The organism is Dyella mobilis, from assembly GCF_016904945.1.
GTDB classification, from domain to species: Bacteria; Pseudomonadota; Gammaproteobacteria; order Xanthomonadales; family Rhodanobacteraceae; genus Dyella_B; species Dyella_B mobilis.
The window spans coordinates 48,589-60,906 of record NZ_JADIKF010000036.1; the positions used below are offsets into that span (position 1 = coordinate 48,589).

A 12,318-nucleotide genomic window follows, 5' to 3' on the forward strand; every position below is an offset into this window, starting at 1 on the left:
CCTCAAGAAATAGATGTGCGCGCCATTAAAAACCGTGAACGTCAGTCGTCCTTGACGAAAATGTGGCGCGTCAGGTCGTCGTAGCCCGGCAGATTGACCCCTTCGGCCAGGCCTTGCTCGTATTCGGCACGCAGCGTCTCGAGGATGCCGTCGTACTGCGCCAACATTTCCTGGATCTGCATGCGGTCCTTGATCGCTCCATCCGCGCGGGCGTCGTGGCGCGTTTCGATCTCGCTCAGTTCTTGCTTGAGTTCGAGGATTTTGCGGGCCAGCAACGGAATCAGCACGGCCAGGTCTCGTTCGCTGATGGATCGCACGTGTATTCCTGGTTGGGTTGCGGGATCGAGATTGGCGGAAAGGCTGCGCCCATGCCACCGCCCCGATCTCGATCATGAAGTGATGGAGCACGGTTGGCGGGGTTTGCGCCAGCGGCCCCTTATCGTGCCATGCTTCACGCGGCGGAATTTTGATTGCCAGCCCGGTGACTCATGACGATACAGACAGCGCAAATGCCTTTGGCTTCCAAGGTGCTGGTGATCGGCCATCGCGGCGCATGTGCGCTGCGTCCGGAACACACCTTGGCCTCGTATGGCAAGGCGATCGCAGACGGCGCCGACTTTATCGAGCCGGACCTGGTGATGACCCGGGATGGCGCGATGGTCGCACGCCACGAAAATGAGATCGGCGGCACCACCGACGTTGCCGATCATGCGGAATTCGCCGAGCGCAAGACGACCAAGACCATCGATGGCGAGTCCGTCACCGGCTGGTTCACCGAAGACTTCACCCTGGCCGAGCTGAAAACCCTGCGAGCGCGCGAGCGACTGCCGCAACTGCGCAGCACCCGGTACGACGGTGAATTCCAGATTCCTACGCTTGAGGAAATCATCGATTTCGTCGCCGCCGAGTCGGCGGTGGTCGACCGCGCGGTCGGCATCATTCCGGAGATCAAGCACGGCACATATTTCCAGCGGCTTGGTCTGCCGATGGAAGACAAGTTGCTGGCCGCGCTGGCGGCGCATGGCCATACCCGCAGCGCACCGGTCGAGATCCAGTCGTTCGAGATCGCCAATCTCAAGTATTTGCATGCCAGGCTGGGCGGCGCGCAGGCCCGCAGCGAGCATCCAAACATTCGCCTATTGCAGCTCATCGGAGAGCCTGGCGAGCAACCCTACGATGTGGCGGCGGCCGGTGGCAGGCTCAATTACGCCGACATGACGACACCGGCAGGCTTGCGCGATATCGCCGCGTATGCCGATGCCATCGGTCCATCCAGCCGCGCGATCATTCCGCTGCTTGCCGATGGCTCGCTCGGACAGCCAACGGCATTGGTGCAGGATGCGCACGCCGCGGGGCTGGAGCTTCATCCGTATACGTTCCGGCCGGAAAACCAGTTTCTGGCCAAGAATTTCTGGCAGGGGAGCGATCCGAAAATCTTCAACCGGGCCGGTTCGGTCGCCGAGATTCGCGCCTATCTGCGCGCGGGCATCGATGCGTTTTTCACCGACGATCCTGCGATCGGCCGCGAGGCGCTGGACAGTCGTTAGTTTGCGGCTTGCTCAGTGCGCGGCTACGTGCCGGCGAAACTCTCCCGACCAGTCCATCCGTGTCGATCGGAACTCGGCCGTTACATCGGTAGAAGAATGCGGATGGATCACGATTTCACCGTCGACCAGTTCGTCGCAAAAGCGGCCCCCTGTAGGCGGTTCGATCGCATAGTGGCTGCTGTGCGGGTCTCCATGTACCAGATGGGCACGCAAAACGCACAGGTGCGGCTCGTGCACGTAGGCGATCAGCCGATGAGGCTCGAACTGGACTTCGGTGTAGACCCCGTGCGGGCCGCGCGCATGAAGAACGCCACCGAAGCGATGGCCGGGCGCGTGCGTGGTGCAGAGTGCGGCGAAGCTGATGGCCAGCAGCGGGATGGCCATCCACGATGCCTTGCGCTGAAACCGCGGGGTCGGTGTGGAATCTGGACCATGATCGGCCGCGCGGGCAGGAGAAGTGTCGGGCAGTGGGCGCATCGGTACATCTCAAAAATCGGGTGCCGATTAAAGCAGTTGTGAGTCGCACGCACTGAGATCAGGACAGCGAAACGGAAGACGGCGCGCTTTCATCAGGCATCGGCCGGCGAGACAGCGGCGGCGGCCGTTTGCGCGGCGACGGCGAGTTGGGACATGACGCTCCCCGCGACACGCGATGCCTCTTCGCCAAGTATCTCGGTCAACCGGCTGCGGGCTTGCTCCCAGATGGCAATGGACTCGTCCATCAAGCGGCGCCCCTCGTCGGTAAGCGCCAGGCGTTTGCCGGCGCGGCCGCGTCCGCCACGGGTGTGCACCAGATCCCTCCGCTGCAGGCTCTGTACGTTGCGGCTGAGCGTGGTGGCATCGACCCCGGCGCGCGCCGCCAACTCGGCAAGCGTCGGCTCGCGACTGCCACCGATGCCCACCAGCAGACTGAACTGTTCGGCAGTGATCCCCAGGGGGCGAAAGCAGGCGTTGTAATAACGTGTGAGCGCTCGCGCGGCGAACCGGGCCTGGAAGGCCGGGCACTCGGTTTCGACGCGGCGATAAAGATCAAAAGCTTCTGTCATGGGCGGGTCTCGACAAGCTCAGGATCGCATAATACTGTATATGCATTATTTCGAGGGAGCCACATCGTGACGGCCTATGTCCACGTCAATCTGCGTATAAAAGATCCGGCCAGGCAGGCCGCCTTGGCGCCGCGCTTTCAGGCGGCGCTGCAGGCGGCAGGAGGCCGCATTGTGCATTTCGGGCCGGTAGCGCAGGCACTGGAAGGGGACGTGGCGCCATTGCCAATGGCCGGCATCTTCGAGTTCGCGACGCTGGCAGATGCGCTGGCGTTTTATCACTCGCCGGAATACGCGCCGATCAAGCTTGAGCGTGACGCGGCGCAGGAAGCACGCATGTTTGTCGTCGACGCGGGTTGAGCGCCTGCATGGCTGTGATCGAAGCGGGCGGGGCGCCGACATCTCGTGCTTGATCCCGTATGCTCCGGTCGTCGCGGCGTTTGTTTCGCTTGGGCAATCGCCGTCGCCGCGATAGTGCTGCTGTATTTCGCCGTGCCCGCAGCCCTTCTTCATTGGGATCTCGATCGGCTGGTCTTCCGCGCATCGCCGGGTGGTCAGACGCACGAAGACAAAAGATTCGAGATAAACGTGGCCCCTGCAACAACCGTCGTGGTGCGCCGGTATGGTGAAGCGGGGCAATCCTGTGTCTTTTTCTTCCCAGGTCAACACGGTGGAATAGGTGTTTATGAGAAAACGCTTTTTCCTGCCATACGAAACATTGGCGCAGACATCTATGCCGTTTCATATCCGGGGCAGGATGGCGCCCAAGGCCAGTCCCGCATCGATCGCCTGCCGGACCAGGTTGCGTTCGCCGTTTCACAGATAAGCAAACAGGGCCTTTGCAATCCCAGTCATAGCGTCTTCATCGGCCGCTCGCTCGGCGCCACCGTTGCGCTCGCCGAAGCGGTACGGTTTCAACCCAAGGGAGTGCTGGTGGATGCGCTCGGGGCAGGGCTGCCGGAGGTTATCCGCACCTGGATGGGGCGCCACTGGTCGATGACGGGTTGGCAATGGCTTCCCATCGGCACCCTGGTAGGCAAGCGGGAGTTTTCGACCGCGGCACTCATCGAGCAAATGCCGTCCGTACCCGTGCGGGTATTTCAAGGAACCGCCGATGAGCTGACCCCGTACGCGCTCGTGCAAAGCCTGCCCAGCGGGCATTCCAATGTGTGCCTCACGCCCGTTGCCGGTGCGGTACACGAAAATGCCTACATCCTTGCGCGTGACGCGTACATCGAAAATCTGCGCTCGATGCTTGGTGCCAACCGCTGATTCAGGAAACAGCGTCCGCCTGCACTAACCGGCCGGCCGCTTCCGCAACGACCTTTTCAATGGCGCCGGTCATGGCCTTGACGCTGGCATCCGTCGAAGGCCCCAGCTCGTGCCTGGAGGCTATCCACGAGATGGTGTTGTAAGTGACCTTGGTTTTGCCCAGTTCGTCTTCCCACACGAGCACCTTGATCGGCAGGTCGATGCCGACCCGTTGATCGAGTTGCATCAGCGGGGTGCCGGCGCGCGGATTGCCGAATATGAAAACCTCGGTGGGGCGAAGAGACATGTTCGCGGCATGGGCGGCGGCAGCATGATCCACCCTGGCCAGGATCGTCATGCCGGTCTTTTCGATGGCATGAACCAGACGCGCTGTGGTTTCCGCTGTCGTGCCATTGCTGTCGATCGTTATCAAACCATGGTCGTTCATGAGTTCGGTTCCGTGATTGTCGGGTGTCGATCGGAAAGGCGATCCGCGTTCAGTGCGATAGATCGTGTTGCCGATCCGCATTCCCGCCGAGTATCGCGATGAGGGCAGCGGCGACCAATGCCGCCGCCAGCCAGGGTGCCTGGTTGAGGTCATGCCGGGCAACCAGCGCTGCAATCTCCAGATTGGCGCCGCCTGCCATCGACAGGCCGGCGCCGGCCACGACTGCGTAAACCAGCGTCAGTCCGCCGAACACCGCGCGCCGGAATTTTTTTACCTGCCGGCGCCGCTCCTGCAGGCTTTCCGATGCGGCGGTTACCGCAGCAACGAAATTGGCGGGCAGGGCGGGGGCGGGCCATTGCGACAACGCGTCGAAGATGGAGGTGTCATCCACGTGAACCCGCTCGCTGTCAGAGGCCGGGGTGACGCGGTCGTGCAGCGCACGCAGCGTGCGTTCCTGCGCTTCCCAGCGCTGCTCGTCGTTCGCACTGAAGCTTTCGGCTCGTCGTTTGCTCATGAGGGGTCTCCAAGTCGCTCCAGCACCAGTGCGCGCAGGCGCAGCCGGCCACGAAGCAGGTGACTCTTGACGGTGCCGTCGGACAGCCCGGTCACACGGACAATCTCCGGTATCGTCAATTCGTCAAGATGGTACAGGCTCAGTACGCTGCGCTGGGCCGGGGTCAGGGCGTGGATGAGTTCGGCCACGTGCGCGGCGATCTCGGCGCGCGAGGCCACGGTGCTGGCGTCGTCATCCGCAAAGACCTCGTGCAGCAGCCGCTCGCCGTCCTCGCCGGCAATCCAGCGGTCGGTAGTGTCGCGGCGGCGTTCGAGGTGCCGCAAGGCGGTCGTGTAGGCGATCCGCGCGATCCAGGTTTTCAGCGAACTCTCGAAGCGGTACTGATGCAGGTACTGGTGTACGCGCAGAAACGTGTCCTGGCATAGCTCGCGTGCATCCTCCGGATCGCGCACCAGGCGTACGACCACGTGCCAGCACAGCCCCTTATAGGTTTCGATCAGGCGTGCGAAGGCCCCCGGCGCACCGGCCAGCACGGCATTCACCAGTTCCTGATCGTCGTTCATCCGTGTACGTATCCCATGGGGACTATGGATACGGCAAGCTCGCAAAGAGTTGCAGGCAGTCGGGTGCAACTTTCGCGGAACGCTGCGTATCTACGATGCAGGAAGACCCGCCACGACCGTACCCGAGGAGATGCCCGTGGACTTGAAACACATCATCGTGCCTGTGCTGCTGTTTCTGTGCGTGACGTACGGATTCAAGGTGGCCGTGGATGCCGTGATGCGCTACCGCATGCTCAAGGAAGGCATCTCCGAGTCGCAGCTGCAGGCGATCCTTCTGCGCGAGTGGGTGCAGCAGCGGATGGCGTCGCTGCGCTGGGGCATCTTCCTGGTAGCCATCGGCATAAGCTTCGTCCTCATCGAGGTGTTCGGGTGGACGGACGTGGGTCCGGCCTCGGTCGCCGCCGTGGCGATCTGTGCCGGCATCGGACAGTTGATCTTCCACGCCATCACTCGCCAGCGCGACTGACTCCCCCATTCAAGCGGTTCATCAGCGCGACCGACGCCGTGTCGCGGGGGCGCTGCTGCGCCGCGTTTCCTCAACATCACCCGAACAGGAGCTCGTTTGCCTCATGAAATACTTGGCTTCCCTCGTTTGCACCACGCTGATGCTGGTTGCTGCCAGCGCAAATGCTTTGGCGGCATCGAATGCCGGTGCGGCGCCAACACCCGCGCAAGACGCGCTGTTCAACCAGGTTTCCAAACTGGACACCGACCTGTTCGACAGCTTCAATCACTGCGCTTCGCCCGAGCAATTGCAGAAGCATGCCGGCTATTTCGTGCCGAATGTGGAGTTCTATCACGACAATGGCGGCGCCACCTGGTCACGACAGGACTATCTGCAGAACACCAAAGATCACGTTTGCGGTCAATTCCGGCGGGTGCTCGTTCCCGGCAGCCTGCAGGTTTTTCCCATCAAGGACTTTGGCGCCATCGAGCAGGGCAGCCAAAAGTTTTGCTGGATCGCGTCGGGAAAATGTTTCGGCGAAGGCCAATTCCTGATTCTCTGGCACAACCAGGACAATCACTGGGTGGCCACCCGCGTATTCAGTTACGACCATCATTCGATCGAGTAATCGACTCGAGCCTGCGCTATCTCTCCACTCTTTGCCCGTCACCGACGCATCGAAAATATCCGCCGTCACCTGGCGAATATCGATCACGTGAAAATTGCGTGATGAAGCGTTAGGCGGGCGCTTTTGCCGCAGAATTGGCGCGAAAAATGGTTGATGAACTTTGTGATATCCATCACGATATCGGCGGGGAATACGCGCGCGTTGTTTCGAGTGCGCACGCCGGCAACCGTTGAATGATGGATACGTGCCGTGATGTTTCGTCACGGATGTGCCGTGATCACACTCCGGTCCGGCGGCACGGCAAAGCAGGGGAACAACTCAATGAAACACGATTATCGACTCGCATGAACTCAGTCATGCGCTTGGTTGTTGTCGTTTTCTGGGATGAAAGAGGCCATTGAGCGAGTGTATTTCGCGGCTTTGTGCCTTCCGGCTCATTGCAGGGGAGGGTGAGCTGCAAGGTAATCAGATAAAGAGAAAATGTTGAGTCGGTTTTACGAACTCGTGGACGCCTGAATGCGCATTCCCTGCACTCAGGCTCAACGCATTTCATCCTTTTGGAGCTAACCAAAATGCCTGTGAATCTGAGGTTGACTGGTCGCAGCAAACCCTACGAAAGCACCTCCCATGCGCACGCCGAAAAGCTGTTCTGCGAGGAACATAGGGCGTCGGATGCTACGACGTTTGCACTTACGATGGATGCGTGGCCTTGCATAGAGGGGGCCAGGGGGAAGCCTGGCTGCCATCGACTTCTGCAGATCCTTTCGATAGGCCGAACGATCACCTTGGTCGTATCGGGGGATCATGCTGGTTATGCCGTCAACCACAATCTCGCAGCTGGGTCTACCGGCACCATCGTCTACGCCAACGGATCCATTACATACGAACCGGCCAATCTCAACCCGCCTGCCATGCCCAAAGTCACCATTAAGCCCACAAAAGCTGCCGTGTCAAAACAAAAAGCTACAGCGAAAGGGAAAGCGAAAGGGAAAGGGAGGTGGAAATAAAGGTGGAATTGAGTATTTTTGAGCGACGCGTCTGGCACGAAGCCGGGCATGCAACCATGGCGCTCTGCCTGAATCAGCGAGTCAGTAAAATAGCCGTCTATAACCCCGACGATCTTTCCACTTTGGCCGCCGGATCATCGAGGGAGTTTGATGACGGCGGAGAAACGGGTGTCCTGTACGCCAGCCTGGAAGAGAAAAGTAAGCATCGTAGAGATGTAATCTGCGGAGGATACGCCGCAGAATGTTTGCTCGTCCGCGAGGGGAGGTTGCAATTTTTATCCGCTGAAGACGCAGAAAAGTACAGCAAGACGACGTGTTCGGACGACCTTTTACGCTATTTTCAGAAGGACCATGCACGTGAACTTCCGGAAGGAGCGTGGGGGAAGTTTCGCGCCGCGGGAGCATTGCTTGCCGGGTATTTGTTGGTGGGAAGGCCGCGGAAGATTCTTGGCCTGATAGCAAACGAGATCATCCACATTGGCGGCGGCGCGTTGACTGAAGAGCGCATTAAGGAACTACTGATAAATACGTAGCCGCAGGGGCCAGTGTTGGCCGATGCTCACGTTTCACTCCATGCGGCGTCAGGGTCTCACAAGCGATTCCGCGCAGGTAGCCACGTTCCCAAACCCGGGGGACTGGCCCTGGCCAGGGGTTTGATCGCAAGGATGTTTCGGCGATGGCGGCTATTGGCGCCGCCGTTTTGGCATGAATTGCTGGCGCGGCTCTTTAAGCTGTCAAAAGGTGCTGCTAGGTTATGCGGCAACTTGTCTTAGGGGGCAAAGATGGATCTGCAGGCAACGGCGGGGATGGACGGCATCCAGGCGGCGACAGAGCGGCGAACGCTTAGGCGAGCCCCCATCGACAGCCGTGCCAACGGGGTGCTTCTGGGGCTTATCGCGACCGCCGTGGCGATGCAGCTCATCGCATGGCCTTTCCTGTTGCGCCAGTGGGGCCTGCCCTGGTTGTGGGTCGCGGTGCCGCTGGTGGCGCTGACCCCGACGCACTGGGGACTGATCCACGAATCGATCCATGGACAGCTGCTGCCCCAGCGTCGGCTCAACGAATGGCTTGGGCGGGCATTGGCCATCGCCTTCCTGCTGCCCTATGACGCCGTGCGCTTCGGTCACCTGATGCATCACCGCTTTACCCGCGAAGCGCATGATCGGCCGGACGTGCACGATGGCGTGACCCATCCCGTGCTTGCCCGCATCGGTTATTACGCGCATTTGCTGGGCGGCTTTTATCTGACGGAACTGGCGCTGCCGCTGCTCGCCTTCCTGCCTGCCGAACAGGTGAGCCGGCTCGTTGCCCGCAAGCTTCGCAGTGACGATCCCATCGGGCGAGACGTCCAGCGCCTGTTTGTCGGGTTTGCCGAAAACCCGGAGCGGCGCAGCCGTATGCGCCGCGACTGGCTGCTGTCGATCGCACTGCATGCCTGCGCCTTCTATCTCTACGGCAGGTGGTGGCCTGCGCTAGCCGCAACCATGTTTCTACGCGGAATGTGGATCTCGCTGGCGGATAACCTGCCGCATTACGACGTCATGCTTGACGAGCAGGAGCGTGCGCGCAACTTTCGCGTGCCGGCCATCTGGCGCCCCGTTTTGATGAATCATCATCTTCATCGTTTGCATCATCAGCATCCAACACTGCCGTGGACAGCGCTGCCGGCGCTTGCGCGCGTTGGAGCCGAAGCCGATGCCGGCTATTTCAGGTCGGCGTTTCGGCAGTTTCGTGGGTTCGGCAAGGTGCGTTAAATCCGTTTTTAATCCAATCGCCAACAGTTGCTGTTGCGTATGCGATGGCTTCTTACCTGGTTTCGGATTTCGCTAGCGGCTGAACAGCGTTCCGGCACGGTCTGGTCAGCGCACTGGTGTTGATCATTCTGCTGCTGTTCTCTAATCCGGGCCATTCCGAAGTGTCCGCTAAGGGTTGCGACTTCAACCGGTCAACGCAATACACTATAGACGCCCAGGCGGAAGGAGTGTTGCGTTGACCGGTTGAAGTCGCAGTCGGAAGCGGACATAAGTATCGATGTAGCTTATTGGATTTCTTTTGCCATAGCTTTCGCCACCGCCTCAACAGAAGGGGTTACGTTCGGGTGTGTGCCAAGCCACAAGCCGCCCAGGTATCCAGCCAACGAGCGCCCATTGAGGAAATCCTTGAGTTCATCTGCCTTTGCCGCTCGGAGCAAATCATGGCAGCGATACATAACAGACAAGCTCTCTTTGGCTTCAGGATCGCCACACTCTTCCTGCCACTCTCGCTGGACCATGACGATAAGCTTCCCAATTGCCAGCTCTAAATCTGAACGATCCCTTGGCATTTGTGACTCCTGTGCCCATGCGCCCCATGTCTGCTTTGGGTCGGAAGCAGACTAAAAGACGCCATCCCTGTGTAGCTCATCATCATAAGCCTCAGCGTACGCAGTAGCTTGTTCGATGAGATGATGATGCTCCTCACTTTCGGCAACATCACTCGTGCCATCCAGACACCTTATTTCAGTAGACAAGGTTACGCGATGGTTTAGCGGGCCAGGCACAGAGCAAGCGTAGCCGTAGATACCTACTGGCCTTCGGTCGCCCGCAGCAATACGCGCCTTTGCATCCGAAGCCGGATTTTGCAGGTCTAACTTTGAAAGTGTTTGTTTTAGAACTGCCGTATTCGGCCCCGATTTGCCATATCCAACCTGTCGTTGGGAGCAACCGGCAGTAAGTAGTACAACTGCGACGACAGCACTTTGCAACACTATATTTCGGGTACATCGATTCGACAGACTGCTCATGGTTAACGAATCCTCATCGCCTTCCCTGATGTCTGCATTGGGTCGGAAGCGGACCATAGATTTATTGTCTCAATAAGCGAGCCGGAGCCTTAAACTGCAGCATCAAGGCTGGAGCCGTAGTACCCACGGAACTTTGCAGCCCATGCAAATCCAGCCCCAATACAGTATGCAAATCAACAAGGCGCCCCAGAAACCAAACTATTGCGGTGTTTGACCTGCGCCGGACACAACGCGCTTATATTCGCTGACTGTTTCCGTTTTCGCGGGGCTTCCGTTGTAAGAATTCGCAACCTCCTCGTGGATGGCGTTGTGATTCGGACTCATGGTGGCCCGAATCGTGGTGTGGACCTTCTCTCCGTTGGCCTCACCATCCAATTCCACCGTCCAGGAGTTGCCATCGACTTCGGTCGTAAACTCCAGGCAACCTTGCATGTTGTCGCACCACACGCTCTTGAACGCCTTCGCGTTGCCGTCCCACCACGTGTAACTCTGGCCAACGGCATAACCGCCCGTGCCGCGCGACCAAAAGTCCTGGACGACAGAAAATCCGCCGGGGCCTTTCTTGATTGTCGCAACGCCCTTGTCCATGCCACCCGAAGGCAGGCTTTTGCTTGGCATCGTTCTGATCGTGACCTGCCAAGTGCCAATTCTTGGATAAAGCAGGGACATCTGCGCGGCAGGCGCGCCACTTGCGGCGTTTGTAGTGGCAGAGGCGTCCTTTCCGCCATCATGGCCGGCCATTACCGACGGGCACACCGATACCAATAGGAAGCCGATAAGCGGAGTAAGGGTCTTCATGCCTCTGTTCCAAACGATTCCAAATCGCAGTCTTCAACAACTGCGACCAAGTTTATATCAACCATCGATGACCGCTATCGCATCAACTTCTATCAGGTAGCCGGGAGATAGCGTCGCAACTCCCAGCAGTGTGTCGACTGGTTTGTGATCGCCGAACAACGTCACCCGAGCCGCTTCGATGATCGGCAAATGTTCGTCACGATCGTAGTTGACGACGTAGATCGTAATTTTGGCTACTTGCTTGGGAGAAGCACCTGCGGCTGTAAGAGCTCGGCCAAGATTGGCGAATACTTGGTGAGCCTGCGTCGCCAAATCACCTCGACCGACGAGATTGCCATGGACATCTTCGGGTTCCTGGCCGGCGACGAATACCCACCGCGTACCCCTCGCGACGACGACTTGAGAATACGTCTGCGGAGTAGGCAGGTCCTTAGGATTGATGCATTCGAGCGTCATTGGTTTGCGGTCCTATGTGTGTTGACAACCATACGTTGCGCTACGGCAACTGTAAAACGCATCACTGCAAGCAATATTTTCATGTACATAGCTCCACGTAATCAGCGGTAAAAGCGAGCAGGGCGCAAGACTACTGCCTGGCCTTGACCACTTTAATAGGCAGGGCTGGATTCTTCGGGACACAGTGCCCGGTACAAATATGTCCGCCTTGGGTTGAAAGCGAGCATAAAAATGCCCAAGCTGGCTTCTTGTATTGCTCAGCTCGTTAACAAATGACGATGATGCGTTTTTGCGGTGAGGTGAATATCTCGACCCGATGCCTGATTGAGCGCCAAAACGTAACTCAATGACACTTAGTCACAGTGTTGGTAACAGTCTGACTTGTAGTCGTGTCGCCGTTCTGTTGATTTCCGCTCTGCTGAGTCGTCGATGTCGTGGTGCAATTGCTGTTGTTTTGCGTATTTTGGTTTTGGTTGTTCTGCTGCGATGCCCAGGCATTATCTTGCTGTTGTTGTTGCTGTCTCCACTGCGCGGCATCCCTCTGTTGCTTTTCAAGCGAATCACTGCGGCGATTCGCGAGCGACATCATGCAATCTGCAAAGCGATTGGTGCCGGGTTGGTAGCCATAACCCTGACAGGTAGTTTGATCTGCGGCGGTCTGTTGTGGAGACGGCCGGGTATCTACAGCACAGCCGGCCAAGATCATCGAGGTACCCAGCACTACAAATGCAACAAGCTCACGTGTCTTCATTTCGGTTCTCCATTGTTTGGATAGATGGCAGATAAACTGAGTTATCGATCAAACGATGTACCGAGTCACATTGGGCTGCGAGCCT

The 12,318-nt window shown here is 58.7% G+C and carries 18 protein-coding genes; 7 read left to right on the forward strand and 11 right to left on the reverse strand.

Translation table 11 applies throughout. The features are described 5' to 3' along the window. Positions 1 to 41: 41 nt before the first annotated feature. Positions 42 to 317, reverse strand: coding sequence for a hypothetical protein (locus tag ISS99_RS05135; RefSeq protein WP_204630524.1), 276 nt, complete (start codon positions 315 to 317; stop codon positions 42 to 44). A 171-nt stretch (positions 318 to 488) separates the two neighbouring features. Here ISS99_RS05135 and ISS99_RS05140 point away from each other — a divergent pair, with 171 nt between their 5' ends. Beyond that, positions 489 to 1,547 carry a glycerophosphodiester phosphodiesterase gene (locus ISS99_RS05140; protein ID WP_204630525.1) on the forward strand — a complete coding sequence of 353 codons (1,059 nt, stop codon included), beginning with the start codon at positions 489 to 491 and terminating at the stop codon, positions 1,545 to 1,547. 12 nt (positions 1,548 to 1,559) lie between these two features. Here the strand turns inward: ISS99_RS05140 and ISS99_RS05145 are convergent, their stop codons facing one another. Continuing rightward, positions 1,560 to 1,931, reverse strand: coding sequence for a hypothetical protein (locus tag ISS99_RS05145; protein WP_204630526.1), 372 nt, complete (start codon positions 1,929 to 1,931; stop codon positions 1,560 to 1,562). A gap of 185 nt (positions 1,932 to 2,116) precedes the next feature. Continuing rightward, complete coding sequence (locus ISS99_RS05150) at positions 2,117 to 2,593, reverse strand: MarR family winged helix-turn-helix transcriptional regulator (RefSeq protein ID WP_204630527.1); 477 nt, start codon at positions 2,591 to 2,593, stop codon at positions 2,117 to 2,119. A gap of 66 nt (positions 2,594 to 2,659) precedes the next feature. Between ISS99_RS05150 and ISS99_RS23480 the strand changes: the two genes are divergently transcribed. Together ISS99_RS23480 and ISS99_RS05160 are read left to right on the forward strand one after the other, a co-directional pair. Next, complete coding sequence (locus ISS99_RS23480) at positions 2,660 to 2,950, forward strand: DUF1330 domain-containing protein (protein ID WP_204630528.1); 291 nt, start codon at positions 2,660 to 2,662, stop codon at positions 2,948 to 2,950. Positions 2,951 to 2,995: 45 nt separating this feature from the next. Continuing rightward, positions 2,996 to 3,862, forward strand: a complete 867-nt coding sequence (locus ISS99_RS05160; RefSeq protein ID WP_204630529.1) for an alpha/beta hydrolase family protein — start codon at positions 2,996 to 2,998, stop codon at positions 3,860 to 3,862. Position 3,863: 1 nt separating this feature from the next. On the opposite strand, the gene ISS99_RS05165 is transcribed toward ISS99_RS05160, so the two are convergent. The 3 genes from ISS99_RS05165 to ISS99_RS05175 are packed head-to-tail and all read right to left on the reverse strand — an operon-like array spanning position 3,864 to position 5,366. Then, a complete protein-coding gene (locus ISS99_RS05165) occupies positions 3,864 to 4,289 on the reverse strand; it encodes a DUF302 domain-containing protein (RefSeq protein WP_204630530.1) in 426 nt (141 codons plus the stop codon). A gap of 49 nt (positions 4,290 to 4,338) precedes the next feature. Then, entirely contained in the window at positions 4,339 to 4,803 is a 465-nt protein-coding gene (locus tag ISS99_RS05170) for a hypothetical protein (RefSeq protein WP_204630531.1), read from the reverse strand. Next, the gene (locus ISS99_RS05175) at positions 4,800 to 5,366 is read right to left on the reverse strand and encodes an RNA polymerase sigma factor (protein WP_204630532.1); all 567 of its coding nucleotides are present in this window, start codon (positions 5,364 to 5,366) and stop codon (positions 4,800 to 4,802) included. The genes ISS99_RS05170 and ISS99_RS05175 overlap by 4 nt, the downstream gene beginning before the upstream one ends. 142 nt (positions 5,367 to 5,508) lie before the next feature. Between ISS99_RS05175 and ISS99_RS05180 the strand changes: the two genes are divergently transcribed. From ISS99_RS05180 to ISS99_RS05195, 4 genes are all read left to right on the forward strand, one after another. Continuing rightward, the gene (locus ISS99_RS05180; RefSeq protein ID WP_204630533.1) at positions 5,509 to 5,832 is read left to right on the forward strand and encodes a DUF6249 domain-containing protein; all 324 of its coding nucleotides are present in this window, start codon (positions 5,509 to 5,511) and stop codon (positions 5,830 to 5,832) included. Between the two features lie 103 nt (positions 5,833 to 5,935). After that, complete coding sequence (locus ISS99_RS05185) at positions 5,936 to 6,439, forward strand: nuclear transport factor 2 family protein (protein WP_204630534.1); 504 nt, start codon at positions 5,936 to 5,938, stop codon at positions 6,437 to 6,439. A gap of 1,009 nt (positions 6,440 to 7,448) precedes the next feature. Further along, entirely contained in the window at positions 7,449 to 7,979 is a 531-nt protein-coding gene (locus ISS99_RS05190; RefSeq protein ID WP_204630535.1) for a hypothetical protein, read from the forward strand. 249 nt (positions 7,980 to 8,228) lie between these two features. Then, positions 8,229 to 9,200 (forward strand): fatty acid desaturase, encoded by a 972-nt coding sequence (locus ISS99_RS05195; RefSeq protein ID WP_239537696.1) that lies wholly within the window; start codon positions 8,229 to 8,231, stop codon positions 9,198 to 9,200. A gap of 284 nt (positions 9,201 to 9,484) precedes the next feature. On the opposite strand, the gene ISS99_RS05200 is transcribed toward ISS99_RS05195, so the two are convergent. The 5 genes from ISS99_RS05200 to ISS99_RS05220 form a co-directional block, all read right to left on the reverse strand. Next, complete coding sequence (locus ISS99_RS05200) at positions 9,485 to 9,769, reverse strand: hypothetical protein (RefSeq protein ID WP_204630536.1); 285 nt, start codon at positions 9,767 to 9,769, stop codon at positions 9,485 to 9,487. Positions 9,770 to 9,820: 51 nt separating this feature from the next. After that, a complete protein-coding gene (locus tag ISS99_RS05205) occupies positions 9,821 to 10,228 on the reverse strand; it encodes a hypothetical protein (RefSeq protein WP_204630537.1) in 408 nt (135 codons plus the stop codon). 198 nt (positions 10,229 to 10,426) lie between these two features. After that, entirely contained in the window at positions 10,427 to 11,026 is a 600-nt protein-coding gene (locus ISS99_RS05210; RefSeq protein WP_204630538.1) for a hypothetical protein, read from the reverse strand. A 57-nt stretch (positions 11,027 to 11,083) separates the two neighbouring features. Then, positions 11,084 to 11,482 (reverse strand): RidA family protein, encoded by a 399-nt coding sequence (locus ISS99_RS05215; protein WP_204630539.1) that lies wholly within the window; start codon positions 11,480 to 11,482, stop codon positions 11,084 to 11,086. Positions 11,483 to 11,825: 343 nt separating this feature from the next. Next, a complete protein-coding gene (locus ISS99_RS05220; protein WP_204630540.1) occupies positions 11,826 to 12,233 on the reverse strand; it encodes a hypothetical protein in 408 nt (135 codons plus the stop codon). Between the last annotated feature and the right edge of the window lie 85 nt (positions 12,234 to 12,318).

Excerpts from the sequence above, each read along its gene's own strand:
- ISS99_RS05140 (WP_204630525.1), top strand. The coding sequence starts at position 489 with ATGACGATACAGACAGCGCAAATGCCTTTGGCTTCCAAGGTGCTGGTG.
- ISS99_RS05145 (WP_204630526.1), bottom strand. The coding sequence starts at position 1,931 with ATGGCCATCCCGCTGCTGGCCATCAGCTTCGCCGCACTCTGCACCACG.
- ISS99_RS05150 (WP_204630527.1), bottom strand. The coding sequence starts at position 2,593 with ATGACAGAAGCTTTTGATCTTTATCGCCGCGTCGAAACCGAGTGCCCG.
- ISS99_RS05165 (WP_204630530.1), bottom strand. The coding sequence starts at position 4,289 with ATGAACGACCATGGTTTGATAACGATCGACAGCAATGGCACGACAGCG.
- ISS99_RS05170 (WP_204630531.1), bottom strand. The coding sequence starts at position 4,803 with ATGAGCAAACGACGAGCCGAAAGCTTCAGTGCGAACGACGAGCAGCGC.
- ISS99_RS05175 (WP_204630532.1), bottom strand. The coding sequence starts at position 5,366 with ATGAACGACGATCAGGAACTGGTGAATGCCGTGCTGGCCGGTGCGCCG.
- ISS99_RS05185 (WP_204630534.1), top strand. The coding sequence starts at position 5,936 with ATGAAATACTTGGCTTCCCTCGTTTGCACCACGCTGATGCTGGTTGCT.
- ISS99_RS05195 (WP_239537696.1), top strand. The coding sequence starts at position 8,229 with ATGGATCTGCAGGCAACGGCGGGGATGGACGGCATCCAGGCGGCGACA.
- ISS99_RS05200 (WP_204630536.1), bottom strand. The coding sequence starts at position 9,769 with ATGCCAAGGGATCGTTCAGATTTAGAGCTGGCAATTGGGAAGCTTATC.
- ISS99_RS05205 (WP_204630537.1), bottom strand. The coding sequence starts at position 10,228 with ATGAGCAGTCTGTCGAATCGATGTACCCGAAATATAGTGTTGCAAAGT.
- ISS99_RS05210 (WP_204630538.1), bottom strand. The coding sequence starts at position 11,026 with ATGAAGACCCTTACTCCGCTTATCGGCTTCCTATTGGTATCGGTGTGC.
- ISS99_RS05215 (WP_204630539.1), bottom strand. The coding sequence starts at position 11,482 with ATGACGCTCGAATGCATCAATCCTAAGGACCTGCCTACTCCGCAGACG.
- ISS99_RS05220 (WP_204630540.1), bottom strand. The coding sequence starts at position 12,233 with ATGAAGACACGTGAGCTTGTTGCATTTGTAGTGCTGGGTACCTCGATG.